25 protein-coding genes are annotated in these 23,025 nt (G+C 72.2%); 11 read left to right on the top strand and 14 right to left on the bottom strand.

Translation table 11 applies throughout. The annotated features are described in order from the left end of the window. Nucleotides 1-60: 60 nt before the first annotated feature. From ACIBH1_RS10210 to ACIBH1_RS10195, 4 genes are all read right to left on the bottom strand, one after another. Complete coding sequence (locus ACIBH1_RS10210; RefSeq protein ID WP_397313340.1) at nt 61-798, bottom strand: hypothetical protein; 738 nt, start codon at nt 796-798, stop codon at nt 61-63. 155 nt (nt 799-953) lie between these two features. Further along, nucleotides 954-1,838, bottom strand: coding sequence for a hypothetical protein (locus tag ACIBH1_RS10205; RefSeq protein ID WP_397313339.1), 885 nt, complete (start codon nt 1,836-1,838; stop codon nt 954-956). A gap of 6 nt (nt 1,839-1,844) precedes the next feature. Further along, nucleotides 1,845-2,543, bottom strand: coding sequence for a hypothetical protein (locus ACIBH1_RS10200; protein ID WP_397313338.1), 699 nt, complete (start codon nt 2,541-2,543; stop codon nt 1,845-1,847). Between the two features lie 6 nt (nt 2,544-2,549). Further along, the gene (locus ACIBH1_RS10195) at nt 2,550-3,398 is read right to left on the bottom strand and encodes a hypothetical protein (protein ID WP_397313337.1); all 849 of its coding nucleotides are present in this window, start codon (nt 3,396-3,398) and stop codon (nt 2,550-2,552) included. Nucleotides 3,399-3,686: 288 nt separating this feature from the next. On the opposite strand from ACIBH1_RS10195, the gene ACIBH1_RS10190 reads away from it, so the two are divergent. Next, nucleotides 3,687-4,511 carry an SDR family NAD(P)-dependent oxidoreductase gene (locus tag ACIBH1_RS10190; protein WP_397313336.1) on the top strand — a complete coding sequence of 275 codons (825 nt, stop codon included), beginning with the start codon at nt 3,687-3,689 and terminating at the stop codon, nt 4,509-4,511. A 134-nt stretch (nt 4,512-4,645) separates the two neighbouring features. Here ACIBH1_RS10190 and ACIBH1_RS10185 read toward each other — a convergent pair whose 3' ends face one another. Next, nucleotides 4,646-5,521: a DMT family transporter gene (locus ACIBH1_RS10185; RefSeq protein ID WP_397313335.1), complete on the bottom strand. Its 876-nt coding sequence runs from the start codon at nt 5,519-5,521 to the stop codon at nt 4,646-4,648. 105 nt (nt 5,522-5,626) lie between these two features. Beyond that, nucleotides 5,627-6,556: a GNAT family N-acetyltransferase gene (locus tag ACIBH1_RS10180; protein WP_397313334.1), complete on the bottom strand. Its 930-nt coding sequence runs from the start codon at nt 6,554-6,556 to the stop codon at nt 5,627-5,629. A 147-nt stretch (nt 6,557-6,703) separates the two neighbouring features. On the opposite strand from ACIBH1_RS10180, the gene ACIBH1_RS10175 reads away from it, so the two are divergent. Then, nucleotides 6,704-7,744, top strand: a complete 1,041-nt coding sequence (locus ACIBH1_RS10175; protein ID WP_397313333.1) for a hypothetical protein — start codon at nt 6,704-6,706, stop codon at nt 7,742-7,744. An 11-nt stretch (nt 7,745-7,755) separates the two neighbouring features. After that, nucleotides 7,756-8,274 carry a hypothetical protein gene (locus ACIBH1_RS10170; RefSeq protein WP_397313332.1) on the top strand — a complete coding sequence of 173 codons (519 nt, stop codon included), beginning with the start codon at nt 7,756-7,758 and terminating at the stop codon, nt 8,272-8,274. Here the strand turns inward: ACIBH1_RS10170 and ACIBH1_RS10165 are convergent. Then, entirely contained in the window at nt 8,255-9,040 is a 786-nt protein-coding gene (locus ACIBH1_RS10165) for a class I SAM-dependent methyltransferase (RefSeq protein ID WP_397313331.1), read from the bottom strand. The two genes, ACIBH1_RS10170 and ACIBH1_RS10165, sit on opposite strands and share 20 nt — an antisense overlap. Before the next feature lie 43 nt (nt 9,041-9,083). Beyond that, nucleotides 9,084-9,809 (bottom strand): alpha/beta hydrolase, encoded by a 726-nt coding sequence (locus ACIBH1_RS10160; protein WP_397313330.1) that lies wholly within the window; start codon nt 9,807-9,809, stop codon nt 9,084-9,086. A gap of 109 nt (nt 9,810-9,918) precedes the next feature. Here ACIBH1_RS10160 and ACIBH1_RS10155 point away from each other — a divergent pair, with 109 nt between their 5' ends. Together ACIBH1_RS10155 and ACIBH1_RS10150 are read left to right on the top strand one after the other, a co-directional pair. Then, complete coding sequence (locus ACIBH1_RS10155) at nt 9,919-10,347, top strand: DUF6789 family protein (protein ID WP_397313329.1); 429 nt, start codon at nt 9,919-9,921, stop codon at nt 10,345-10,347. After that, entirely contained in the window at nt 10,344-11,522 is a 1,179-nt protein-coding gene (locus ACIBH1_RS10150) for a zinc-dependent alcohol dehydrogenase (RefSeq protein WP_397313328.1), read from the top strand. Before ACIBH1_RS10155 ends, ACIBH1_RS10150 begins: the two co-directional genes overlap by 4 nt. Nucleotides 11,523-11,568: 46 nt before the next feature. Here the strand turns inward: ACIBH1_RS10150 and ACIBH1_RS10145 are convergent, their stop codons facing one another. Continuing rightward, nucleotides 11,569-12,606 carry an NAD-dependent epimerase/dehydratase family protein gene (locus tag ACIBH1_RS10145; RefSeq protein WP_397313327.1) on the bottom strand — a complete coding sequence of 346 codons (1,038 nt, stop codon included), beginning with the start codon at nt 12,604-12,606 and terminating at the stop codon, nt 11,569-11,571. 185 nt (nt 12,607-12,791) lie between these two features. On the opposite strand from ACIBH1_RS10145, the gene ACIBH1_RS10140 reads away from it, so the two are divergent. After that, nucleotides 12,792-13,136 carry an MmcQ/YjbR family DNA-binding protein gene (locus ACIBH1_RS10140; RefSeq protein ID WP_397313326.1) on the top strand — a complete coding sequence of 115 codons (345 nt, stop codon included), beginning with the start codon at nt 12,792-12,794 and terminating at the stop codon, nt 13,134-13,136. Here ACIBH1_RS10140 and ACIBH1_RS10135 read toward each other — a convergent pair. Together ACIBH1_RS10135 and ACIBH1_RS10130 are read right to left on the bottom strand one after the other, a co-directional pair. Further along, a complete protein-coding gene (locus ACIBH1_RS10135; RefSeq protein ID WP_397313325.1) occupies nt 13,118-14,026 on the bottom strand; it encodes a hypothetical protein in 909 nt (302 codons plus the stop codon). The genes ACIBH1_RS10140 and ACIBH1_RS10135 overlap by 19 nt on opposite strands. Before the next feature lie 143 nt (nt 14,027-14,169). Continuing rightward, a complete protein-coding gene (locus tag ACIBH1_RS10130) occupies nt 14,170-14,874 on the bottom strand; it encodes a VIT1/CCC1 transporter family protein (RefSeq protein WP_397313324.1) in 705 nt (234 codons plus the stop codon). A gap of 110 nt (nt 14,875-14,984) precedes the next feature. Between ACIBH1_RS10130 and ACIBH1_RS10125 the strand changes: the two genes are divergently transcribed. Beyond that, nucleotides 14,985-16,880 carry a S9 family peptidase gene (locus tag ACIBH1_RS10125; protein WP_397313323.1) on the top strand — a complete coding sequence of 632 codons (1,896 nt, stop codon included), beginning with the start codon at nt 14,985-14,987 and terminating at the stop codon, nt 16,878-16,880. 45 nt (nt 16,881-16,925) lie between these two features. On the opposite strand, the gene ACIBH1_RS10120 is transcribed toward ACIBH1_RS10125, so the two are convergent. Then, nucleotides 16,926-17,957: an aldo/keto reductase gene (locus ACIBH1_RS10120; protein WP_397313322.1), complete on the bottom strand. Its 1,032-nt coding sequence runs from the start codon at nt 17,955-17,957 to the stop codon at nt 16,926-16,928. 96 nt (nt 17,958-18,053) lie between these two features. Here ACIBH1_RS10120 and ACIBH1_RS10115 point away from each other — a divergent pair, with 96 nt between their 5' ends. Next, nucleotides 18,054-18,743 (top strand): HAD family hydrolase, encoded by a 690-nt coding sequence (locus ACIBH1_RS10115; protein ID WP_397313321.1) that lies wholly within the window; start codon nt 18,054-18,056, stop codon nt 18,741-18,743. Nucleotides 18,744-18,775: 32 nt separating this feature from the next. Next, a complete protein-coding gene (gene gndA, locus ACIBH1_RS10110) occupies nt 18,776-20,197 on the top strand; it encodes an NADP-dependent phosphogluconate dehydrogenase (protein WP_397313319.1) in 1,422 nt (473 codons plus the stop codon). Nucleotide 20,198: 1 nt separating this feature from the next. On the opposite strand, the gene ACIBH1_RS10105 is transcribed toward gndA, so the two are convergent. After that, entirely contained in the window at nt 20,199-20,624 is a 426-nt protein-coding gene (locus tag ACIBH1_RS10105; protein WP_397313318.1) for a GNAT family N-acetyltransferase, read from the bottom strand. Between the two features lie 78 nt (nt 20,625-20,702). On the opposite strand from ACIBH1_RS10105, the gene ACIBH1_RS10100 reads away from it, so the two are divergent. Continuing rightward, complete coding sequence (locus tag ACIBH1_RS10100; RefSeq protein ID WP_397313317.1) at nt 20,703-21,299, top strand: hypothetical protein; 597 nt, start codon at nt 20,703-20,705, stop codon at nt 21,297-21,299. Next, nucleotides 21,296-22,288: a sialidase family protein gene (locus ACIBH1_RS10095; RefSeq protein ID WP_397313316.1), complete on the top strand. Its 993-nt coding sequence runs from the start codon at nt 21,296-21,298 to the stop codon at nt 22,286-22,288. The genes ACIBH1_RS10100 and ACIBH1_RS10095 overlap by 4 nt, the downstream gene beginning before the upstream one ends. On the opposite strand, the gene ACIBH1_RS10090 is transcribed toward ACIBH1_RS10095, so the two are convergent. Continuing rightward, on the bottom strand, nt 22,248-23,012 hold the full coding sequence (locus ACIBH1_RS10090; RefSeq protein ID WP_397313315.1) for an acyl-CoA thioesterase domain-containing protein: 765 nt from the start codon (nt 23,010-23,012) through the stop codon (nt 22,248-22,250). The two genes, ACIBH1_RS10095 and ACIBH1_RS10090, sit on opposite strands and share 41 nt — an antisense overlap. Nucleotides 23,013-23,025 lie beyond the last annotated feature (13 nt).

The raw sequence follows: 23,025 nt of genomic DNA, 5'->3' as shown, positions 1-23,025 counted from the left end.
CCCAGGTGGCCGAAGACTCCGGGGCCTCACTGGCCCAGGTAGCTCAGGACTCCCGGGGCCTCACTGGCCCAGGTAGCGGAAGGCGTCGTGGGCGGAGCTGAGGCTCCGCCGTAGCGCCTGCTCCAGCTCCCCCGCGTCGTCGGTGAGCCGGTCGAGCTCGGGTACGGCCGTGGCCCCCGCCTCGGCCACCAGCTCCTCGTACTGCGGCAGCCTGCTGCGCAGCTCCTCGACCTGGTGGTGGGCCATGTAGGCCAGTTCGGCGTCGGCCACGTGCATCGCGTAGCGTTCGAGCGCCTCGACCCGCGCCACCACGGCGGCCTCGCTGCTGTCGAGCGCCTTGGCCAGCGGCTCGGCCACCGCGGCCACCTCGGGGCTGAGGCCGTGCGACACCGTCTCGCGGTGCTTGCCCCGCAGGTCCGACAGCTTGGCCAGCAGCCGGGCGATCTCCCACTCCTGGGCGGGCAGCATGACGGCGTTGCGCACGTCGTCGAGCAGCCCCTGGGCGTTGACCATCGAGTCGGTGACCGTGGTGATCGCGTCCCTGGCGCGCTTGAGCAGGCGCTGCGACGCCTCGTCCAGGTCGCTGGTGAGCACGTAGCGGCCCTCGTGCCAGCGGGACTGGTCGTAGATCTCGCGGGCCCGCGACTCCTCCTGCTGGGCGCTGAGCCGGACATAGTAGGCGAGGAAGGCCAAAAGCCCCACGAACGCGAGGATCAGCGGCCCGTCCATCGCCACGCCCGCCATGAACAGAACGGCCGTCACGACGCCGATCACGGCCAGGTCCGGGACCTTGCCCATCAGGCGCTTTCGCCGTCCGTCGGGGACCCAGCCCGCGCGGAACCTTCTTAAGAGGTCCCCGTTCTCTCGGAGCAGCCGCGCCTCTTCTTCCGGCACTCCTGGATCAACTACGACATCCATTACTGCGCGATCCTATGGCGGGATTCGCCGGGCTGTCAGCCATCCAGGTAGCGAAAGGCGTCACGGGCCGACTCCAGAGTGCGTCCGAGCGCCCGCTGGAGGGCCTCGGCGTCGTCAGACAGGCGTTCGAGTTCGGGCACCGCCGTGGCGCCCGCCTCGGCCACGAGTTGCTCATACTTGGGCAGCCGCGCGCGCAGCTCCTCCACCTGCAGATGGGCCTGGTAGGCGCGCTCGGCCTCGGCCACGTGCGCCGCGTAACGTTCCAGGGCCTCGACACGCCGCACCACGGCGTTCTCGCTGGCGTCCAGGGCCCTGCCCAGGGGTTCGGCGATCGCCGCCACCTCGGGGGCCAGGTTCTTGGCCATGGTGCGCCGGTGCTCGCCTCGCAGGCCGGACAGCTTGGCCAGCAGCCGGGCGATCTCCCACTCCTGGGCGCGCAGGGTGACGGCGTTGCTGGCGGTGTCGAGCAGGCCGTCGGCGTTGACGGCGGCGCCGGTGATGGCGCGGATGGCGCCGCGGGTGCGGTCCAGCAGCCGGGTCGAGGGTTCGTCGAGGTCGCCGACGAGCACGTAGCGGCCCTGGTGGCGGCGCGCTCGCTCGTAGATCTCACGGTCGGCGGCCTCCTCCTCGTCCTCGGTGTCGACCGGCTGGTTGATGAAGGCGGCGGTGAAGATGATGAACCCGACGAACCCCAGGATCGTCAGGCCGGGGCCGGTCCGCGCCAGCCCGATGAAGATCATCAGGGTGCAGACGGCCAGGAAGCCCATCAGGCCCATGATGAGCGCGCTGCCCAGGCCGAGACGGCGCGACGACAACCTGCGGGGCGCCCAGCCGTTGCGGATGCGGGCCAGCAGCCCGGTGCTCTCCCTCAGGACCCTGGCGTCCTCCTCCGGCACCTCCGGATCCACCACGACGTCCATCGGACCTCACCTCCCCTGGTAGTCGATCGCGTCGTCGAGCAGCTCCTTGTAACGCGGTACGGCCGTGCTGAGGCGTTCGAGCCAGGCACGGATGCGTTCGGCCTCGGCGACGCGTTCCAGGCACGCCACCCTGGCCTCCACGCCCGCCCTGCTGCGTTCCAGCACCGAGGTCAGGGGCCTGGCGACCTCCTCGATCTCGGGGGTGACCAGCTGGGCGTGCTCGGCCCGCAGGGCGGAGAGCCTGGTCAGCAGGCGGGCGATCTGCCACTCCAGGTGGCTCAGCGCCAGTTCGCCGTCGGCGTCGAGCGCGGTGCTGCCGCGCGCCACGGCCAGGGCCGCCCGGGCCCTGCTCCAGAGACGGGGGGAGTCGGCGTCCAGGTCGTCGACGAGGACGTAGTGGCCCGCCAGCACCCGCAGGCGCTCGTAGCGGGCGTAGTCGGTCATCTGGCCCTCATTCCAGGGCACCGCGCAGAAGGCGAGGATCACCACCGTGACGAAGAGGACGAACGGCAGCAGCAGGGTCAGGTCGCCCATCAACAGCAGGCCAGGCGGCACGAACAGCAGGACCAGATAGGGCGCCGAGCCGTGGTCGGGATGGGTCCTGGCGGGCATCCAGCCGCGCCGCATTCGTTCCAGCATGGCCGTGCTCTCCCGCAGGAACCGGGTCTGCGCCTCCGGTGTCCGCGGGTCGACCACGAGGTCCATCGCCGATCATTTCTCCAGGTAGCGGAAGGCGTCGTGGGCGGAGAGCACACTGCGCCTCAGAGCCTGCTCCAGGCGGTCGGCGTCGTCGGACAGGCGGGCGATCTCGGGCTCGATGTAGTCTTCGGCGCCCGATTCGGCCAGCAGTTCCTCGTAGCGCGGCAGCTTCGCGCGCAGCTGCTCGATCTGGTGCTGGGCGCGGTAGGCGCGCTCGGCCTCGGCCACGTGGGCGGCGTAGTTCTCCAGGGCCTCCACGCGGGCGATCACCGCCGCCTCGCTGCTGTCGAGGGCCCGCGACAGCGGCTCGGCCACCGCCTTGACCTCGGGGGTGATCTCGCCTGCGACGAGTTCCTTGTGCTCGACCCTCAGGCCCGACAACTTCGACAGCAGGCGGGCGATCTCCCACTCCTGCGCCGGCAACATCACGGCGTTGCGGGCGTCGTCGAGCAGGCCCTCCTCGTTGACCGTGGAGGTCATCACGGAGTCGACCGCGATCTGGGCGCGGCGCATGAGGCGGATGGAGGCGTCGTCGAAACGGTCCAGCAGGACGTACTTGCCCTGGTGGTCACGCGCCTGCTCGTAGACCTTCCATTCGGCGGCCGCCCGCCGGTCGCCCTCGCTGACGGGGTCGCCCTTGACGAGCGAGCCGAAGAACAGCAGTGACAGGCCCAGCATGACCAGCGCGAAGGGCGCCAGGATCGTCGCGTCGAAGAGGATCAGGGCCATCACCAGGGCGCCCAGGGCCGCCATCACCCTGGCGATCTTCCAGCCGGTGCGGGCCAGAACGCGGCGGCGGTCCCGGGTGGGCACCCAGCCGTTGCGCATCCGGGCTAATAAGGGCGCGTTCGCACGCAGCACCGTCGCTACTTCCGGAGACACCTCCGGGTTCACTACCACACTCGAGCCACGTCCCGCCACGTGAAGCCCCCAACGCTCCGGATATTTCGGATACTACGGATGCATCTGGGCGAATGTCAGCCCCATATATGCCCGTCTTACGACGGTGAAACCAAGAAACGGAGATGTCAACCTCGGGTGACCCTCGCCCTGGGAGGGCCGCCGGGGACGAGAGCCGAGGTCAATGCGGGTGCGTGATCGCGGCTAACATGAGGCGGCTACCGTCACCTGTCGCCTCGGGAGTTCGACGTGGAATTGTGGAACAAGGTCGTGCTGATCACCGGGGCCTCGTCCGGCATCGGCGAGGCGACCGCCCGCGAGTTCGCCCGCGCGGGGGCGAAGGTGGCTCTGGTGGCCCGGCGCGAGGAGCGACTCAAGGCCCTGGCCCTGGAGATCGGTGAGCTCGCCTGGGTCTACCCCGCCGATCTGGGCGATCCCGACGCGGTGGTGGCGATGGCCGCGAGGGTCAAGTCGGAGCTCGGCACGCCCGACGTGATCGTCAACAACGCCGGAGCCGGCACCTGGCAGTTCGCCGACGAGACCACGCCGCACGACTTCCTCCGCCAGGCCGCCGTGCCGTACCTGGCGGCGGGCTACGTGACGACCGCTTTCGCGGCCGACATGGTACGGCGGGGCAGCGGGCGGATCGTGGTGGTCAACTCCCCCGTGTCGCGGGTGGCCTGGCCCGGCGCGTTCGGGTACGCGGCGGCGCGATGGGCGCTGCGCGGCCTGGTGCAGGCCCTCCACGCCGACCTGCGGGGCACCGGGGTCGGGGTGACCGAGGTGCTGCCGGGCAAGGTGTCGAGCGACTACTTCGCCAGCAACCCGGGGTCGGAGGAGCGCATCCCGACCATCAGCGCGATGATTCCCGAGGTGACGCCGGAGCAGGTGGCCAGGGCGCTGGTCAACGCCACGCGCAAGGGGCGGCGGCGCACGGCGCTTCCGCTGACGCTGCGGCTGATCCTCGGGCAGGCGTGGGTGACGCCCCGCCTGGTCGCATGGCTGACGGGCATCACCGGCGCCAAGCGCCCGCAGCACGCCAGGCGCCGACCAGGCCGCACCACCGGCCGCTGACCAGGGCCGCCGAGCAGAGCCGCCGAGCAGGGCCCCTGAGCAGGGCGAACGACCGGTCGCCGACCCAGTCGGCCGACTCCAAGGTCGGCCGGTCGGCGGGCTCGAAGGCTGACCGGCTCCGAGGTCGGCGGGTTCTACTTTCGGCGGGAGATCGCCACGCCGACGAGGCACAGGGCGCCCCCGACGAAGGTCAGCCAGCCGGGCACCTCCCCCAGCGCCACCCATGCCATCAGCACCACCAGCGCGGGCACCACGTACGTCGTGGCCCCCATGCGTCCCGCCGTGGTGCGGGCCAGGGCGTAGGCCCAGGTGGTGAAGGCCAGCGCGGTCGGGAAGACCCCCAGGTAGATCACGTTGAGCGTGGCCGAGAGCGGCGCCCGCGCCGCCTCGTCGATCAGCTGGCCGGTGAACGGCAGACAGGCCACCATGCCGATCGCGCAGCCGAAGGTGGTGACCTGCAGCGCCGAGGCGTGCTGGAGCGCCGGCTTCTGCACCATGATCGCCACCGCCCACGAGGCGGCGGCGACGAGGCAGGCGACCACGCCGAGGATGGAGGCGGCGCCGCCCTCCGACATGGAGATCCCGACGACCACCGCGCCGCAGAAGGCCACCGCCATGCCGATCAGCAGCGGCCGGGGGAATCCCTCCTTGAGGAAGAACCCGGCCAGCAGGGCGATCATCATCGGTCCGGTGTTGATCACCATCGCGGCCGTCCCGGCGTCGACCTGGGTCTCGCCCCAGTTGAGCGCCACCATGTAGACGCCGAACCAGAGCACTCCAGAGACGGCGATGCCGGGCCAGGCCTTGCGGGCCGGCCAGCCCTCCCGCCGGATCAGCAAGATCGCCACCAGCGCCACGGTCCCGGCGACCAGGCGCCCCAGGGCCAGCGCTCCTGCGGAATACGACTCGACTGCCGCGCGGATCGACACGAACGCCGACGCCCACAACACCACGGTGACCGCGGCCGCGAGCAGGGCGCGACGGTCGGTCTTCTCGGTGACCACATCCATGGCGGAACGCTATAGCCGGAACGTTTCGTTGAACATCGAATTGTTCGGGGCCTCGCCGGACAGAACTCGCCGGACGGGAGCTCGCCGGGCGGGGCCCCGCACGGCTCAGCTCTCGTCCGACAGGACCAGGCGCACCGAGGTGTTGACGTATCCGGCCCGCTCGAAGGCCTTGGCCATCGGCACGTTGGCGAAGTCGGTGTCGGCCCGCACGACCTCGGCGCCGCGGGCGGCGTGGAAGCGGGTGATCTCACCGAGCAGCTCGCCCACGTAGCCCTTGCCGCGGTGCTCGGGCACGACGCCGATGTAGCCGACGATGGGCCCGCCGTTGTTGGCCGACGGCAGGGCCAGGCCGACCAGCTCGCCCTCGGGCGTGAAGGCCAGGCGCCACCAGTCGCGCTCGCCGCGGAAGTTGTGCTGGTACGACTCCACGTCGCCGCGCGCCTGCGCGACGGGGTCCATGGTGGCCAGTTCCTTGAGGGTGGAGTGGTCCAGGGTGCCCTGCGCCACGCGGCGGAAGGCGTCGACCATGACCTCGTCGTCGGGCTCGGGGCGGAAGACCAGGCGCCGCGAGGGCTCGGGCACCGGGGCGGCGGGGGTCCACTCGTAGCGGAAACGTTCGAGCCGGTGGGCGATGCCGACCCTGGCCATGACCTCGGCGCGCCAGCCGACGGCGGCCGCGACGTCCGGCCGCTCGCGCCACGCGTTGGGCAGGAACAGGTGGTATTCCGGCTTGGTGCCGAGCTGCTCGATCGCGGCGCTCATCAGTTCGGCGGCCAGGCCGACGCGGTCGGTGACCGACGGGTGCACCGACAGGCAGTCGATGGAGTACGGCTTGGCGTCGGCGGGCATGCCCCAGAACACGACGCGGGCCAGGATGACGCCGTCGTCCTCGGCGATCCACATCCATTCGGGCCGGTAGTTGCCGAGCTTCAGCTCGGCGCGGACACGCTCGGGGTGAGCCCAGCTGACGGGCTCGTCGACGACGACGTCGAGCAGCCGGTCGAGATCAGCCTCGACCGTGGGACGGAACAGCATATTTCCTCCGAAAAGCGACATTAGAGGCATTAGATGCCCCAAAGCGGCGAAGCATGGCATCTACTCCTTTCATTCGACTAATCGGGCACGAGGGACTCTAGCGTGGGGCTGTCTCCGTGTCACCCCGTTTTCCGCCAAGATGGTCTGATGGACTCCTTCGACGACCTGCCGATGCCTCTGCTCCCGCCGCTGCACCTGCCCGGCGACGCGGAGCTGGCCGCGGCCGTGCGCGCCACCCCGATGGCCGCGCGATTCCTCGACCAGAGCGCGCCGGCCGAGCTGGCCGGCCGCACCGGCCTCGACACGCCGGACGGCGAGGTGGAGGTGCTGCGCGACGGCTCCGACGAGGAGGTGCTGCGGCTGTGGGACGAGGTGTGCTTCGTCGCCGTGCACCCGGCCGAGCTGGGCGGCCAGGAGGAGGCGGTGACGCTGACCGAGCTGTTCCTGTCGGGCGAGCCCCGGCCGGTCCCGCCGGGCATCCTGGGTGAGCTGGGACTGGTGGCCGAGCGGCCCGGCGACGGCAGCGGGAGCGACGAGGGCCCCGGTGACAGGCCGAGCGAGCTGACGCCGCTCGGGAAGTGGGCCGCGCGCCGGGTCTTCGCGAGCATCACCGGCCAGCAGGTGCCCGTGTTCGGCTCGCTGGCCGGCAAGGACGCGGCCGCGCTGCTGCAGGGGCTGCGTTCCTACGCCGAGGACGAACGGCGTGAGGAGCTGACCGGCTGGTTGTCGGGGCGCGACCGGGCCAAGGCCGCCGAGGAGATCGCCGCCGCCGCGGCCGGAGCCAGTCCGCTGGGCCGTACGGTCGCCCTGCAGATCCTCGACGCCGAGCTCGGCGACGACGGGCGCGAGGCGTTGCGCGGCCTGCTCGGCACCCCGCGCGTGGGCGCCCTGGTCGCCGCCCGGCTGGGCGCCGAGCGGGAGTCGTCGGCCGAGGAGATCGCGTGGGTGCTGGTCGACATGGCCGCCTCGCTGCTGGAGTACGGCGGCGACAGCGAGCAGGTGGTCGAGGCGATGGCCATGGGCATGGCCCCGGAGGAGCAGGCCGAGAGCATCTCCATCCTGGCCTTCGGCCGCCACCCCGACACCGGGAAGGTGCTGCTCACGCTGGTCGAGCGCCACCCCGACCCGAAGGTGGCCGCGGCCGCCCGCAAGGCCCTGCGGCGTCACCGGGGGCTGGCCGACGGGTAGGGTCTATGACCATGCATGTGATCACCCGGCGGTCCGGCGAGTTCCTCGGCGATGAGGCGTACGGCTGCGCGTGCGGCCTGTCCCTCGCCGACCGCATGACCGCCGAGGTGCACGCGGCGGAGAGCAGGCTGTGCACGGTGTGCCTGGGCGGCAAGCAGGAGGAGATCGCCCCCGGTCTGCTGCGCGGGTGCTCGTCGTGCGCCGGCACCGGCCGGCGCCGCGAGCAGATCCACTGGCAGCTCGCCCACGCCGAGGCCGAGCAGGTCATCACCGTCACCCTGGCCCGCACGGTGATCGCCGGCTTCGACGGCCCGTTCCACCTGTCGGAGATCGCCGACGCCGTGCGCGGCGGCCTGAGCCTGGAGTTCGGGCGGCTGCCGGTCGGCCCGCGGGTGCGCGACGTGCTCCTGCAGCTGCAGCAGTGGGGCGAGATCGTGATGGTCTCCGCGCCCGACGAGCTGATCGACGACGTGCCGACCTTCCTCTACAACGACCCCCGGTGGCAGCGCGTCAGGACACTCGGCAGATGATCTCGCCGTGCAGGATCGACAACCAGCCGTCCTCGTCCTGAGCCCACCTGAGCCAGCCCTCCGAGATGCGCCGCAGGTCCGCCTCGGTGGCCAGGCCCCGTTCCAGGACCTGCCCAGCCATGTCCGACGACAGGATGCGCTCGGCCCACATGCCTCCCCACCACTGCCGGTCTTCCGAGGTGGCGAAACACCAGGTCGATGAGGTTGCGCTCACGTCGGTGAAGCCCGCCTCGCGTGCCCACGCCATCAGCCGCCGCCCGGCGTCCGGCTCGCCGCCGTTGCCGCGGGCGGTCCGCTGGTACAGCTCCATCCACTCGTCGAGCTCCGGCAGCAGCGGATACCAGGTGAAGGCCGCGTAGTCGCTGTCGCGCACCGCGACCAGCTCGCGTGCCACCCTGCCCATCTCGCGCAGCGCCCGCACCGGGTCCTGCACGTGCTGCAGCACCTGGTGGGCGTGGACGACGTCGAAGCTGCCGTCGGCGTAGTCGAGGGCGTGCACGTCGGCCACCTCGAACTCCACGTTGCGCACACCTCGGCGCTCGATCTCGGCGCGGGCCAGCTCCAGGGCCTGCGGCTTGACCTCCGAGGCGGTCACCGACGCCACGAGGCCGGCCAGGTCCGCGGTGATGGTGCCGGGGCCGCTGCCGATGTCGAGCAGCGTGTGGCCGGGCTTCAGGTGCGGCAGCAGGTAGGCGGCGGAGTTCTCCGCCGTGCGCCAGCGGTGCGAGCGCAGGACCGATTCGTGGTGGCCGTGGGTGTACGTCATGGCACGACGCTATCGGATCTTCCATATTTCGAGAAGCTTTGTCTCACATAATGGATTTGATCCACCTTTCCGCAGCTCTGGCGACCGAACGCTTGCCGTACAGCCTGAGACTGTGGTCGGCGCCCGGCAGCACGCGCACCTCGGCCAGCGGGCGCAGCGGCAGGCTGTGGGCCGGCGGCACGAACTCGCGTGCCGCGTGGAAGACCAGCATCGGCGGATCGCCCGGATCGGCGTGCTGGGCCACCTCCATGCTCCGCCAGGTGCGCGGGCAGGCGCGCGGCGGGCATCCGGCCAGGGCGCGGGCCGAGCGGCCCAGGCGGCCGCCGGTGTCGTAGGCCAGCAGCGGCGAGGAGACCGGCGAGAAGCCGACCACACCGCGCAGGCCGGGCGGACGCCTGTCGTGCACGCCGACCGAGGCGGCGACGTGGCCGCCCGCGGAGAAGCCGACGAGCACGTAGCGGGAGGGGTCGAAGCGGTAGCGGGCGGCGTTGCGCCGGGCGTGCTCGATCGCGTCGATCGTGTCGTCACGCTGCGCGGGCCAGCGGGCGGCGCCCGACAGCCGGTAGTTGAGGTTGAAGACGGCGTAACCGAGCGCGGAGAACCGGCGGGCGACCGAGGCGAGCGCCGACTTGTCGCCCTCCGACCACCAGCCGCCGTGCACGAGGAAGACGCCAGGACGCCTGCCGCCGTCGCCGGGCAGCACATCCATGCTCTGCGGGCCGTACGAGACGGTCATGGTCAACGCCAGCACCATCGCGGAGAGACTCACGAGCCGGGCTGTCCCCGTGCGCGAGATCCGGTAACCGTGTGTAACGGGCGAGCGGGCGCCCCCGTGCGACGAGCGGTTTCGCCTCCGGGGGCCGGGGCAGGGGCGTCGGATGATACGCAACCTGCTGCGAGGAGCCGCCGCCGGAAGCATGGCCACGACGGCGATGAGCACCGTGATGCTCGCGGGCGACAAGCTCGGGCTCATGGGAGAGCAGCCACCCAGACGCGTCGCCCGCCGCCTGTTCGGCCGGCAGGGCGAGACCCCGGTGGCGATCGCGAGCCACTTCGGATTCGGCGCCGCGGGAGGCGCGCTGCTCAGCACCCTGTCGCGCGGGCGCGGCGTGCCCACCTGGCTCGGCGCCGGCTACGGCATGGCCATCTGGCTGGCCTCCTACCAGGGCTGGGTGCCCGCCATCGGCGCGATGCCGCCCGCCCACCGCGACCGGCCGGGGCGGCAGGCGGTCATGATCGCCGCCCACCTCGTCTACGGCGCGACCCTCGCCCGCTCGCTCCGCTCCGCTGGAAGGAGCACATCGTGAAGGCTGTCACCTGGCACGGCAAGCGCGACGTCAGGGTCGAGGAGGTCCCCGACCCCGCCATCAAGGAACCCACCGACGCCATCGTCAAGATCACCACGACCGCGATCTGCGGCTCGGACCTGCACCTGTACGAGCTGTTCGGCCCCTTCATGAGCGAGGGCGACGTCCTCGGGCACGAGCCGATCGGCATCGTCGAGGAGGTCGGCTCCCAGGTCGGGCACATCAAGCCCGGCGACCGGGTGGTGGTCCCGTTCAACATCTCCTGCGGCCACTGCGTGCCCTGCCAGCAGGAGCTGTACGCCCAGTGCGAGACGACCCAGGTCAAGGAGTACGGCTCGGGCGCGGCGCTGTTCGGCTACACCAGGCTGTACGGCCAGGTGCCCGGCGGCCAGGCCGAGTACCTGCGCGTGCCGCAGGCCCAGTTCGGCCCGATCCCGCTGCCCGCCGAGGGCGACGACGAGCGTTTCGTCTACCTGTCTGACGTGCTGCCGACCGCCTGGCAGGCCGTCGAGTACTGCTCGCTCGGCGAGTCGGGCAGCGTCACCGTCTTCGGCCTGGGACCCATCGGCCAGATGTGCTGCCGCGTCGCCCGCCACCGCGGCCACCGCGTCATCGCCGTCGACGGCGTGCCCGAGCGGCTGGAGATGGCGCGCAGGCACGGCGCCGAGGTCATCGACGCCCGCGCGGGCCAGGTCGCCGACAAGGTGCGCGACCTGACCGGCGGGCGCGGCACCGACGCCGTCATCGATGCCGTCGGCATGGAGGCGCACGGCTCCCCCGTCGCCAAGCTCGGCCAGGCGTTCACCGGCCTGCTGCCCGACGCCCTGGCCGCGCCGCTGATGCGCAACGCCGGCATCGACAGGCTGGCCGCGCTCCTGGAGTCCATCGACGCGGTACGGCGGGGCGGAACGGTCTCCGTCGTCGGCGTCTACGGCGGCATGGCCGACCCGATGCCGCTGCTGCGCATGTTCGACAAGGGCATCACCCTGCGCATGGGGCAGGCGCACGTCAAGAGGTGGATCCCGGCGCTGATGCCGCTGGTCCTCGACGAGTCCGACCCGCTCGGCGTGATGGACCTGGCCACCCACCGGCTGCCGCTGTCGGAGGCGCCGGGGGCGTACGAGATGTTCCAGAAGAAGCGCGACGGCGCCGTCAAGGTGCTGCTCAAGCCCTGAACGATGGGTGAGCCCCGGACCATGGCTTCCCGGGGCTCACTGATTGCTAGGGCCTCCTGCCCACTCCGGTCGACAACTCACTCACCCTGCTGGGGTGGGCTTCGAGCGGCGGGGTGTCCATGCCCGCTCCGCCGTACAGGCCCTCGATTAGCTCGCGCACGGTGGCCAGCGCGTTGTGGCGCGGCTGCCAGCCGAGCTCCGTCCTGGCCTTGGTGACGTCCATGACCGGCAGGCCCAGGAGCATCTCCAGCATGCCGGGCGACGCCGGCACCAGGCGTGCGCGCCAGGCGGCGCTGAGCGCGGTGCGCGCCAGCCAGGCGGGCATCCTGACCGTACGGGCGTCGAGCAGCGAGGCCAGGTCCGCGGCGCCCAGCACCGGGTCGGCCGCCAGGTTCACCGCTCCCTTGACGTCACTCGTCAGCGCCAGCCGGTAGGCCTCCGCGGCGTCGTCGGCGTGCACCACCTGGAGCCGCATGCCCGGCAGGTCCGGCACGAACGGCAGCGCGCCGATGAGCTTGTTCGGCAGGAACGGCCCCGCGAACAGGCGGCGCTGATGGCTGGCCGCCTCCCGCTTGAAGATGAACCCCGGCCGCATGCGCACCACGCGCATGTCCGGATGATCGCGCTCGAAGGAGTCGAGCAGGCGCTCGACGTAGGCCTTCTCCCTGGCGTACGCGGCGTTCGGCCAGCCGTGCGCCGGCCACGACTCGTCCACCGCCCGATCCTTCGGGCCCGGCGAGTAGGCGCCGATCGACGAGGCGTACACGAGCGTGGTGACCTTGGCCTCCGCGGCCGCGCGGAACACCCGCGCGCTGCCCAGCGCGTTCGCGCGCCAGGTGGCCACCGGGTCGCGGGTGGGCTGCATCAGCCACGCCAGGTGCACCACCGCGTCGGCCCCGGCGAACGACCCCGCGAGGTCGGCCTCGGCCACGTCGGCCGGGCGCCAGGTGGTCTTGGTCCCCGGTTTCCAGGTCGGCACCCTTCTGGCCAGGCCCACCACCTCGGTGACGCCCGGGTCCCGCTCCAGGGCGGCGACCAGGCTGGTGCCCACGTTGCCCGATCCGCCCACGACGACGACTCTCATACGACACGGCTGCCCTGGGCGGGGGGTGCTAGTCATCGGCGGTGATCGTCGGGGGCGGGCACAGCCGTTGGCGGCGGGCAGCCGGACAGTCGGCCCGCCCCGGTTCGCCGAAACTGGAGCGGGCTGGACAGTCGGCCCGCCCCGGTTCGCCGAAACTGTCGGCGGCGGTCGTTAGAGTCCGCGGCATGGTCACCGTCGACGACGTGCGCCGCCTCGCATCGAGGCTGCCACGTTCCTCCGAGCACCTCATCCGCGACCGGGTGAAGTTCCGCGTGGGCAGCATCGTCTACGTCGCCTTCTCCCGCGACGAGACGATCATGGGGTTCGGCTTCCCCAAGGAGGAACGCGAGGCCCTGGTCGCCGCCGAGCCCGACAAGTTCCTCATGCCCGAGGAGCGCGACCTGCGCTACCAGTGGGTGCAGGCGCGCATGTCGGAGCTCGACGAGGGCGAGATGCGCGAGCTCGTGACCGAGGCGTGGAGGATGTGCGTGCCGAAGAAGGTCTACGCGGCCTACATGGCGGCCTTGTAGATGCCGGCGGTGATGTGGTTGGTGCGCTTGACCGAGTCGTTCCAGCGCCCGCCCGCCGGGTGGGCGGTGAGCAGGACGAGGATGTAGCGCTCCTTCTGGCCGACGAGCCCGGTGGTGTGGAGCACGGGCCTGCCCAGGTCGGGCACCCCGGTCGTGGTGGTGACGCCGGTGAGGGTGGGCGGCTGCACCGCCATCTGGCCGCCGCTCAGCGCCCTCCACGACGGCCGGCCGCCTGCCGCGGTGCGGGTCGTCGGTGTTGTCGTGCACTTCACCGCGGGCACCGTGCCGAAGCCCGACCACCCCTGCTTGACCGCCCACGGCCGGGGCACGGCGGCGGGGATGCCGAACGACTGGTCGAACCCGTCCGTCCCGCACTTGGTCGCCCGCCGCAGGTGGCCGAGGATGAGGTCGCGCACAGCGGGCTTGGCCGTGTCGAGCAGGTAGCGATAGGTCAGCACCATGTCATGCGCACTGAGCGTGACGTACCCCCAGAAGCCGGGCTTGGAGGCGGGCGGCGGCGCGGTGTCGGCCAGGCGGAGCTTGCGCGCCATCCGCTCGACGATCTTCCCCTTGCCGCCCCGGTTCCAGAACGTGGTGGCGGCGGAGTCGTCGCTGGAGCGGAGCATCACGCGCAGCAGCCTGGCGTCCGCCTGGGAGACCGTGGGGGTGCGCTCCAGGAAGTCGATCGCGATGAGGATCTTGCTGACGGAGGCGGAGCGGAACTTCCTGTGCACGTTGCGGAAGGCGATGATCTTGCCTGCCTGGCGGTCGAACAGGACATATCCCGCGGCCGTGCCGGCGGGGATCTTCGGCGGGGCCGCGGCGGCCGGGGCCGCCACCAGGAGCCCGGCGGCGAGGGGGACGACCGCGATCAGGGGCTTGACGCGCATCCGTCCATTCCTACCAGAGTCGGTGGATACCGAGCAGCCCGCCTTCGGAAGGAATGCCGATGAGCTATGTCGACGACGTCCGTGCCGCCGTCGGGTCGGGCGCCTTGATCGCCGAATGCAAGGGAGGCGAGCTATACGCGCCCTCAGCCCACGAGCGTGCCCGCGAAGTACGTCACCGCCGCGGCGATCAGCACGATCGCCAGCTGCCGCACGGCCCCGTAGAGGAGGCTGCGCCCGCTGGAGCGGGCGACGACGGCGCCGACGCCGAGGGCGGCCAGGCAGGTGCAGACGATGGACGCCGTCACGGCGCCCGGCCCGCCGCCGAGGAACCACGGCACGCACGGGATGAGCCCGCCCACCGTGAACAGGGCGAACGACGACAGCGCCGCGGTCCAGGGTGAGCCGAGCTCGTGGGGGTCGATGCCGACGATGCGGCGGGCCGAGACGGTGAACAGCTGCTCCTGGTCCTGCGCCGCCTCACCGGCGGCGGCGCGGGCCGTACGGTCGGAGAAGCCGGAGCGGCGCAGGGCGCCGGCGAGTTCCTCGGTGAGGGCCTGCGGCGCGTCGCGGACGAAGCCGCGCAGCTCCGTGAGGACCCCCTTGAACAGCTCGACCTGGGCGGTGACGGAGATCCACTCCCCCGCCGCCATCGACACCGCGCCGGCCACGAGCCCGGCCACGCCCGCGAGCCGGACGTCCGCGGCGCCGGCGCCCGCGCCGGCCAGGCCGAGGATGATGCACAGCACGCTGACCAGGCCGTCGTTGACGCCCAGCACGGCGGCCCTGGCACCGCCCTTCTGCACCTGGTCGGCGCGGCGGGCCAGGTCGGCGGTGGGAAGATCCTTCACCTCCGGCGACCTTTCCGCGTCGCCCGCCGGTCAAGCCCTCCGGTCGGTAAAGGCGGCGCACCGGCCTCCTCAGGTCCGGCAAAGCGGACGATCGTGGTAAGCAGGACCTTATGAAGCCTGCCGAGATCTCCCTCTTGCACACCCTGGGCACCCCCGCGATCTCCCCCGACGGAGCTCACGCCGTCGTCTCCGTGAGCCGCGCCGACCTGGAGGCCGACGAGTACCGCGCCGGTCTGTGGCTGGTCGCCGCCGACGGGTCGGGCGCCCCGCGCCGCCTGACCGGGGGGCCGAACGACGGCGAGCCCGTGTACTCGCCCGACGGCGCGTGGCTGGCGTTCCTGCGCGGCGGGAAGGGCGCCAAGCCGCAGGTGCACGTGATGCCCACGGCGGGCGGCGAGCCCTGGCGGGTCACCGACCAGCCGCTGGGCGTGTCGCAGATCTGCTGGAGCCCCGACTCCACGCGCATCGCGTTCGTGGCCAGGGTGCCGGAGGAGGGCAGGTACGGCGAGGGCGAGCCGGGCAAGGAGCGCCCCCGGCGCATCACCACCCTGCGCTACCGCGTCGACAACATCGGCTTCGTCCTGGACCGCCGCACGCACGTGTTCGTGACCGACCCGTTCTCCGCCGCCGACGGTACGGCCGAGGCCACGAGGATCACCGAGGGCGACGTCGACCACGGCGGCGTGACGTGGAGCCCGGACGGCACGCTGCTGGCGTTCACCGCGGCCCGGCACGACGACAGCGACAGCATGCTCGTCAACGACGTGTGGCTGTGCGCGCCCGACGGCTCCGGGCTGCGCCGGGTGACCGGGACGAACCTGGCGGTCGCCGCACCGCGTTTCGCCCCCGACGGCCGCACCTTGTGCTTCCTGGGCGCCGACGCGGGCGAGAACCGCCGCACGCTGGTCGCCTCGCACCTGGGTCTGTGGTCGGTGCCGCTCGACGGCTCGCAGGAGCCGGTCAGGCTCACCGACGCCGAGCGCCTGCAGGTGACCGGCATGCCGGTGCCGACGCCCGAGGGGGTGCTGTGCGCCGTGGAGAACCGGGGCGCGGTCGACCTGCTGCTGGTGCCGTACGGCGGAGGCGAGCCCGAGACGGTCGTCGAGGGACGGCGCCAGGTCACCGGCTTCGCGCACGCGAAGGGCACGACCGTGGCGGCCGTCGGCGACCCGATGAGCGCCGGCGAGCTGGTCGGGGTGCGCGACGGCAAGGAGACCACGCTGACGTCGTTCGCCTCCGGCCCGGACGTGCTGGCGATCGAGGAGATCGTCACGAGCGCCCCGGACGGCTATCCGGTGCACGGATGGCTGGTCCGCCCCGAGGGCGAGGGTCCGCACCCGGTGCTGCTCATGATCCACGGCGGGCCCTTCGCTCAGTACGGCTGGACGCTGTTCGACGAGGCCCAGGTCTACGCCGGGGCCGGGTACGCCGTCGTGATGGGCAACCCCCGCGGTTCCTCCGGGTACGGCCAGGCGCACGGCAGGGTGATCAAGGGCGACGTCGGCCGCCGCTCCGCCGTCGACCTGCTCGCCCTGCTCGACGAGGCGCTGACCCGCGACGACCTGGACGCCTCCCGCATCGGCGTCCTGGGCGGCTCGCACGGCGGCTTCATGACCACCTGGCTGGCCGCCCACCACGGCGACCGGTTCAGGGCCGCCATCAGCGAGCGGGCGGTCAACGCGATCGACAGCTTCCACGGCAGCAGCGACATCGGCTGGTCGTTCGCGAACGATCTGTACGGCGAGCCCGAGGGGTGGGCCGAGCAGAGCCCGCTGACGCACGCCGACCGCATCGAGATGCCGTTCCTGATCATCCACTCCGAGCACGACTGGCGCTGCCCGGTCGAGCAGGCGCAGCGGTTGTTCGTCAAGCTCAAGCTGCGCGGCGTCGAGACCGAGATGCTGCTGGTGCCCGGCGAGGGCCACGAGATGTCACGGACCGGCCTGCCCAGCCACCGCGTGGCGCGGTTCGAGACGATCCTCGACTGGTGGGGCAGGCACCTGTAGGCCGTTGAGGGTCCGCTTTGAGGCCGGGCGTGCCAGGGCGCGGCCTCAGGCGCGGCGGCGCAGCGCGGGGGTGGTGAGCTCGGGCGGCTGGTAGCCGCGGTCGGCGGGGTTGAGGGTGGTCCCGGGCGGGACGATCTCGTCGATCCGGTCCAGCACGTCGTCGCCCAGCCGCACGTCCACGCAGGTCAGCTGGCTCTCCAGATGCTCCATCGTGCGCGGCCCGACGATGGTGGAAGTGACGCCCGGATGACGCAGGGTGAAGGCCAGGGCCAGCTCGATGAGCGTGAGCCCGGCCTCCTCCGCCAGCGCGGCCAGCCGCTCGACCGCGTCGAGCTTGGCCTGGTTGCCGGCCAGGTTCAGGTCGTAGCGCTCGGGCAGCAGGGCGCTCCTGCGGCTCTCGGGGACGGCGTCGCGCCGGTAGCGGCCGGTGAGCCAGCCGCCCGCCAGCGGGCTCCAGGTGATGACGCCCATGCCGTACTGCTGGGCCACCGGCAGCACGTCGGCCTCGATGCCGCGCACGAGCAGGGAGTAGGGCGGCTGCTCGCACACGAAGCGCTCGCCGCCGCGCCTGGCCGCCGCCCACTGGGCCTCGACCATGCGGTGGGCGGGGAAGGTGGAGCTGCCCAGGTAGCGGATCTTGCCCTGCCGTACCAGGTCGGTCAGGGCTCCCAGGGTCTCCTCGAGGTCGGTGCCGGGGTCGGGGCGGTGGATCTGGTAGAGGTCGATCCAGTCGGTGCGCAGGCGCCGCAGGCTGTCGTCGACGGCGCGCACGATCCAGCGGCGCGAGCCGCCGCCGCGGTTGGGCCCCTCGCCCATGCGCCCGAAGAACTTGGTCGCCAGCACGACCTCGTCACGCCTTCCGGAGGCCGCCAGGGCCTGGCCGACGTGCTCCTCCGACTGGCCCTGGGAATAGATGTCGGCGGTGTCGACGAAGTTGACGCCCGCGTCGAGGGCGCGGCCGATGATGCGCGCCGACTCCTTGGGGTCGTTCTCGCCCCACCAGCCGAACATCATCGCGCCCAGGCAGATCGGGCTGACCTCGAGTCCGGTGCGTCCGAGTAAGCGATATTCCGTCATGGTGACCAGCATGACCCGGCGGCGGCCCGCGGTCGCCCTCCCACCGGCCGCCACCCTCCTCCAGGTGGCCGGAAGGGCGCGGCTCACAATGGAACGATGAGCCATTTCCCGGAGCCGCCCGCGCCGGCGTTCCTGTTCGACCTCGACGGCACCCTGATCGACAGCGTGTACCAGCACGTCATCGCCTGGCGGACGGCCCTGTCGAGCATGGGCATCGACCTGTCGGTGTGGCGTATCCACCGGCGCATCGGCATGAGCGGCGGCCTGTTCGTCACCGCGCTGCTGCGCGAGACCGGGCTCAAGCTGAGCCAGGCGCAGATCGACGATCTGCAGAGTGCCCACGCCGACGCCTACACCGACCAGGTCGAGTCGGTCCGCCCGCTGCCCGGCGCGGTCGAGCTGCTGACGGAGCTGACCTCGCGCGGCGTGCCGTGGGCGATCGCGACGAGCGGCTACGCCCGTACGGCCCGGCTGGCGCTGGGCATGCTCGGCCTGCCGGAGGACACGCCCATGGTCACCCGCGATCTGGTGCGCCGTGCCAAGCCCGATCCCGACCTGTTCCTGGCCGGGGCGGCGCTGCTCGGCATCGATCCGCGCTCGGCGATGGTGGTCGGCGACAGCGTCTGGGACCTGCTGGCCGCCAGGCGCGCCGGGTCGCTGGGCATCGGCCTGCTGTCGGGCGGATACGGGCGCGACGAGCTAGAACGGGCAAGCGCTTTCCGCGTGTACGCCGACCCTGCCGATATGCTTGATCGCCTGGACGAGCTAGGCGTCCGGTTCGACTGAACCTGAACCCACGAGCCTGCGTAGGAGCAGATATGGAGCTTGCGGACATCGGCGTCACCGGACTGGCGGTCATGGGCCGGAACCTGGCGCGCAACCTGGCCAGGCACGGCTACGCGGTCGCCGTGCACAACCGCAGCGGGAGCCGGACCAAGGAGCTGGTCGAGACCTTCGGCGGCGAGGGCACGTTCCTGCCGGCCGAGGAGCTGAAGGACTTCGTCGCGAGCCTGAAGCGGCCGCGCCGGGCGATCATCATGGTCAAGGCGGGGGCCGGCACCGACGCGGTGATCGACCAGCTCGCCGAGCTGATGGAACCCGGCGACATGATCGTCGACGGCGGCAACGCGCTGTTCACCGACACCCGGCGCCGCGAGGCGGCCCTGCGCGAGCGCGGCCTGCACTTCGTCGGCACGGGCATCTCCGGCGGCGAGGAGGGCGCACTCAACGGGCCCTCGATCATGCCCGGCGGCTCGGTCGAGTCGTGGAAGGCGCTCGGCCCGATCCTGCAGGACATCTCGGCCAAGGTCGACGGCGTGCCGTGCGCGACACACGTCGGCCCCGACGGCGCCGGCCACTTCGTCAAGATGGTGCACAACGGCATCGAATACGCCGACATGCAGCTCATCGCCGAGTCCTACGACCTGCTGCGCCAGGCGCTCGGCGCCACCCCCGCCGAGCTTGCCGAGATCTTCCGCGAGTGGAACACCGGCGAGCTGGAGTCCTACCTGATCGAGATCACCGCCGAGGTGCTCGCGCAGGTCGACGCCGAGACCGGCGCGCCGTTCGTCGACGTCGTGGTCGACCAGGCCGAGCAGAAGGGCACCGGTCGCTGGACCGTGCAGAGCGCCCTCGACCTGGGCGTGCCGGTGACCGGTATCGCCGAGGCGGTCTTCGCCCGCGCCCTGTCCGGCCATCCGGAGCAGCGCGCGGCGGCCCGCGGCCTGGAGGGCCCGTCGGTGTCGGGCGTGGCGGGCCGCGAGCTGATCGAGGACGTGCGGCAGGCCCTGTACGCCTCCAAGATCGTCGCCTACGCGCAGGGCTTCGACCAGATGGCCGCCGCGTCCAAGGAGTACGGCTGGGACGTCGACCCCGGCGCGATGGCGACCATCTGGCGCGGCGGCTGCATCATCCGCGCCCGCTTCCTCGACCGCATCCGGCAGGCCTACGACGGCGCGGAGCTGCCCACGCTGCTGGCCGACCCGTACTTCGCCGACGCCCTGGCGGTGGCGCAGGAGTCGTGGCGGCGCGTGGTGACCACGGCGGTGTCGATCGGCGTGCCGACGCCGGGCTTCTCCTCCGCGCTGGCCTACTACGACGCGCTGCGCCGCGACCGCCTGCCCGCCGCGCTGGTGCAGGGGCTGCGCGACTTCTTCGGCGCGCACACCTACCACCGCGTCGACCGCGAGGGCGCCTTCCACACCGACTGGTCGGGCGACCGGGCCGAGCACCCGGCGTGAGTCACAGGTCCCGGGTGAAGACCACGCGGGTCTCGCCCGGGCCGTTGTAGTCGTCGACGAGGTCGACCTCGAAGCCGAGGCCGCGGTGGAAGGCGATCGAGCCCGTGTTGGCCACGGACGTGATCGCCTTCAGCCTCGTCGCGCCCTGCTGCCGCGCGGCCCGCGTGAACTCCTCCCACAACGCCCTGCCCAGGCCCTGGCCGCGGGCGTCGTCGCGGGTGGCGATCAGGTGCACGTATCCCGTCAGAGCCGGGGTGACGAACCCGATCAGGTAGCCGCGAAGTTCCCGCTCGACCAGGCAGGTGGAGGGGAACTCCTGCACCAGGGCGGTCAGGTGGAGGGCGCGCAGGTCGCGTTCGCCCCAGTAGCGGGGGTGATCGGCCACGATGCGCTGGAGGTCGGCGACGGTCATCTCCTGGAAGGTCACCTTTACAATGTAGATTACGGGTGAACATCGGGTGAAACGCCTTGCCGTACCCGAGCCCGATCCACTTGCCTGTCCCGCATGGACGCACCGGTCACGATCTACGGCAAGGTCTCCAAGCGCCCCGACGGCGAGCTCGCCCACGAGGGCAACCGGGTGCCCGACGTCGTGGCGCTGGACCCGCGCACGTTCGTGGTCGCCTGGCGAGCCGGGATGCCGGGCAAGGACCAGGGGTCCATCCTGTGCGCCCGGTCGAACGACGGGGGCCGGACGTGGGCGGTCTCCACGCTGGCCGCCGGGCGCTACCACTACGTGATCCTGCTGCACGACGCGGGCACGCTCTACGCCTTCCTGGGCCGCGTGGTCGACGATCCCGACCGCGACGGCTTCCCCGTGGAGCTCGTCGCCCGCCGCAGCCGCGACCGCGGGGCGAGCTGGAGCGACTTCCCGGTCAGCGTGGACGTGCCGCGCAACAGCCGGGGCGTGGTGCTGGCCGCCCGTCCGGTCAGGCACCGGGGCCGATGGCTGCTGCCGTACTGGCAGCAGGGCGGCGCGGGCGTGCTCAGCTCGGCGGATCTGGCCACCTGGAGGGGGGGGGGGGGGGGGGGGGGGGGGGGGGGGGGGGGGGCGGGGCGCGGGGGGGGGGGGGGGGCCGGCCCCCCCCCCCACGCCAGATGATGATCGAGGAGCCGCAGGTGGTCGTCTCGCAGGACGACCCCGGCACGCTGCTGATGATGGCCAGGACCCTGGACCTGCGCGGCGGCGGCACGCCGGAGGAGAAGGACCGCCGCTACCGCACGCACGCCGCCTACGCCGCCACGGCGACGAGCGCCGACGGCGGGGCGACCTGGTCACCGATGGCCCTGGACCCCGACATCCCGAACTTCTACGTCAAGGGTTTCCTCGGCAAGGACAGCCACGACCGCTACCTGGCGGTCTACAACACCCTGGGCGGCCCGTTCCAGGGAGAACGGCCCGACCGCTACCGGGAGGTGCTGCACTACAAGACGAAACGGCCGGGCCAGGCGTGGAGTCCCGGCCTGCTGTTCGCCGACGGCGGCCGGCTGACCGGGCAGGCGGCGCGCGGCTGGGACGTCTACGCCAGCGCCGACGAGTACGAGCCCGGCCGGTTCGTCGTGGTCTGGGAGCACAACCAGACCAACATCAAGGTGGTCACGCTCGACCTCGACACGCCCGTGCCCAGCCTGCTCGCCTCCTTCGAGGGCCCGCTCGACCTGCGCGGCAGCGTCTCCAAGCCGATCCCCCGCTGCGACTTCGCGGTCGAGTTCCGTGGCGAGGTCCTGACGGCGGCCCGGCTCGACCCGGCGACCGGCGAGGGGGTGAGCATGGGGGTGAAGGTGGCCAACGGCGCCAAGCGGCTGATGCTCACCGTCCAGCACGACGCGGTCTGGGTCATGACCAAGGGCTCCGCGCGGTGGAGCCGCCTGGTCGATCACCCCGGCGGGACCGCCACCTGGCAGGTCGTGGTCGACAGCGCGGGCGCCGCCCGCCTGTTCAGGGACGGCGCCGACACCGGGGCGTCGTGGGTGATCCAGGACAGCGGCGAACGCCCCCAGGCCACCCACTGGGTCAGCGGCGCCCGCTGCCGCCTCGACCTCAGCCGGGTCACCTCGCGAGCCGATCCCCCGGATTCGCCACAGCGGTGACCACGCAGAACCCGATCGGCCCGCGCTCGTCGTGCATCGTGCACTGCCCGGCGGCGATGCCGTCGTCGGACACGTGACCGGTGCCCTCCAGGCCCAGCGTCGGCCCGGCGGGCAGGCGGCTGAGCGTGAGGGTGTAGTCGGCGTTGATGAACTGCAGCCCCGCGGTGCCGAAGTGGGAGATCGGGCTGGCGAAGTCGGCGGCGAGAGCCGCCCGCACCAGCGGCGTGTGCTCCTCTCCCTCGACCAGCGGGAACCGCTCGCGCATCCACGCGCGGTGCGGTCCCGGCTCGCCCCACTGGGTCAGCTGCCACAACTCGAACGGCGGGAACCACTCCCCCGAGCCGACCGGCTCGCCGGTGGGCGGCCCGACGTCCCAGGCGGGTGTGGCGGTCACCTCGCCCGGCGGCTGCGTGCTCTCCTTCAGCAGGACGGCCGAGGCCCGTGCCACCTTCCCGTGCGCGGAGCCGATCTCGACGTCGACCACCCGGATCCTGCGCCCGTCGCGCACCACCGTGCTCGCCACGGTCAGCGGCAGCAGCGGGCTGTTGCGGAACAGGTCGACCGTCAGCCGGGCCGCGCGGAAGCCGGGCTCGGTGTGCTCGTCGACGGCCCTGGCGGCGAGCCCGCCGAGCAGGCGGCCGTGCAACATGTCGGGAGACCAGGGGCCGCGGGCGTGGGGCGCCGGGACGAGCTCCCCCGCCTTGAGAGTGAAGAAGGCAGTCACAGAACCTTATTCT

The organism is Nonomuraea sp. NPDC050663 (assembly GCF_044456985.1).
Classification (GTDB): domain Bacteria; phylum Actinomycetota; class Actinomycetes; order Streptosporangiales; family Streptosporangiaceae; genus Nonomuraea.
The sequence above is the reverse complement of the archived record's forward strand: the minus strand, read 5'-3'. Positions and strand labels throughout refer to the sequence as shown.

Coding starts and splice junctions, on each gene's coding strand:
- ACIBH1_RS10115 (WP_397313321.1), top strand. CDS start 18,054: ATGAGCCATTTCCCGGAGCCGCCCGCGCCGGCGTTCCTGTTCGACCTC.
- ACIBH1_RS10155 (WP_397313329.1), top strand. CDS start 9,919: ATGATACGCAACCTGCTGCGAGGAGCCGCCGCCGGAAGCATGGCCACG.
- ACIBH1_RS10185 (WP_397313335.1), bottom strand. CDS start 5,521: ATGGATGTGGTCACCGAGAAGACCGACCGTCGCGCCCTGCTCGCGGCC.
- ACIBH1_RS10175 (WP_397313333.1), top strand. CDS start 6,704: ATGGACTCCTTCGACGACCTGCCGATGCCTCTGCTCCCGCCGCTGCAC.
- ACIBH1_RS10100 (WP_397313317.1), top strand. CDS start 20,703: ATGGACGCACCGGTCACGATCTACGGCAAGGTCTCCAAGCGCCCCGAC.
- ACIBH1_RS10205 (WP_397313339.1), bottom strand. CDS start 1,838: ATGGACGTCGTGGTGGATCCGGAGGTGCCGGAGGAGGACGCCAGGGTC.
- ACIBH1_RS10210 (WP_397313340.1), bottom strand. CDS start 798: ATGGGCAAGGTCCCGGACCTGGCCGTGATCGGCGTCGTGACGGCCGTT.
- ACIBH1_RS10200 (WP_397313338.1), bottom strand. CDS start 2,543: ATGGACCTCGTGGTCGACCCGCGGACACCGGAGGCGCAGACCCGGTTC.
- ACIBH1_RS10135 (WP_397313325.1), bottom strand. CDS start 14,026: ATGCGCGTCAAGCCCCTGATCGCGGTCGTCCCCCTCGCCGCCGGGCTC.
- ACIBH1_RS10165 (WP_397313331.1), bottom strand. CDS start 9,040: ATGACGTACACCCACGGCCACCACGAATCGGTCCTGCGCTCGCACCGC.
- ACIBH1_RS10145 (WP_397313327.1), bottom strand. CDS start 12,606: ATGAGAGTCGTCGTCGTGGGCGGATCGGGCAACGTGGGCACCAGCCTG.
- ACIBH1_RS10140 (WP_397313326.1), top strand. CDS start 12,792: ATGGTCACCGTCGACGACGTGCGCCGCCTCGCATCGAGGCTGCCACGT.
- ACIBH1_RS10125 (WP_397313323.1), top strand. CDS start 14,985: ATGAAGCCTGCCGAGATCTCCCTCTTGCACACCCTGGGCACCCCCGCG.
- ACIBH1_RS10095 (WP_397313316.1), top strand. CDS start 21,296: ATGATGATCGAGGAGCCGCAGGTGGTCGTCTCGCAGGACGACCCCGGC.
- ACIBH1_RS10180 (WP_397313334.1), bottom strand. CDS start 6,556: ATGCTGTTCCGTCCCACGGTCGAGGCTGATCTCGACCGGCTGCTCGAC.
- gndA (WP_397313319.1), top strand. CDS start 18,776: ATGGAGCTTGCGGACATCGGCGTCACCGGACTGGCGGTCATGGGCCGG.
- ACIBH1_RS10170 (WP_397313332.1), top strand. CDS start 7,756: ATGCATGTGATCACCCGGCGGTCCGGCGAGTTCCTCGGCGATGAGGCG.
- ACIBH1_RS10120 (WP_397313322.1), bottom strand. CDS start 17,957: ATGACGGAATATCGCTTACTCGGACGCACCGGACTCGAGGTCAGCCCG.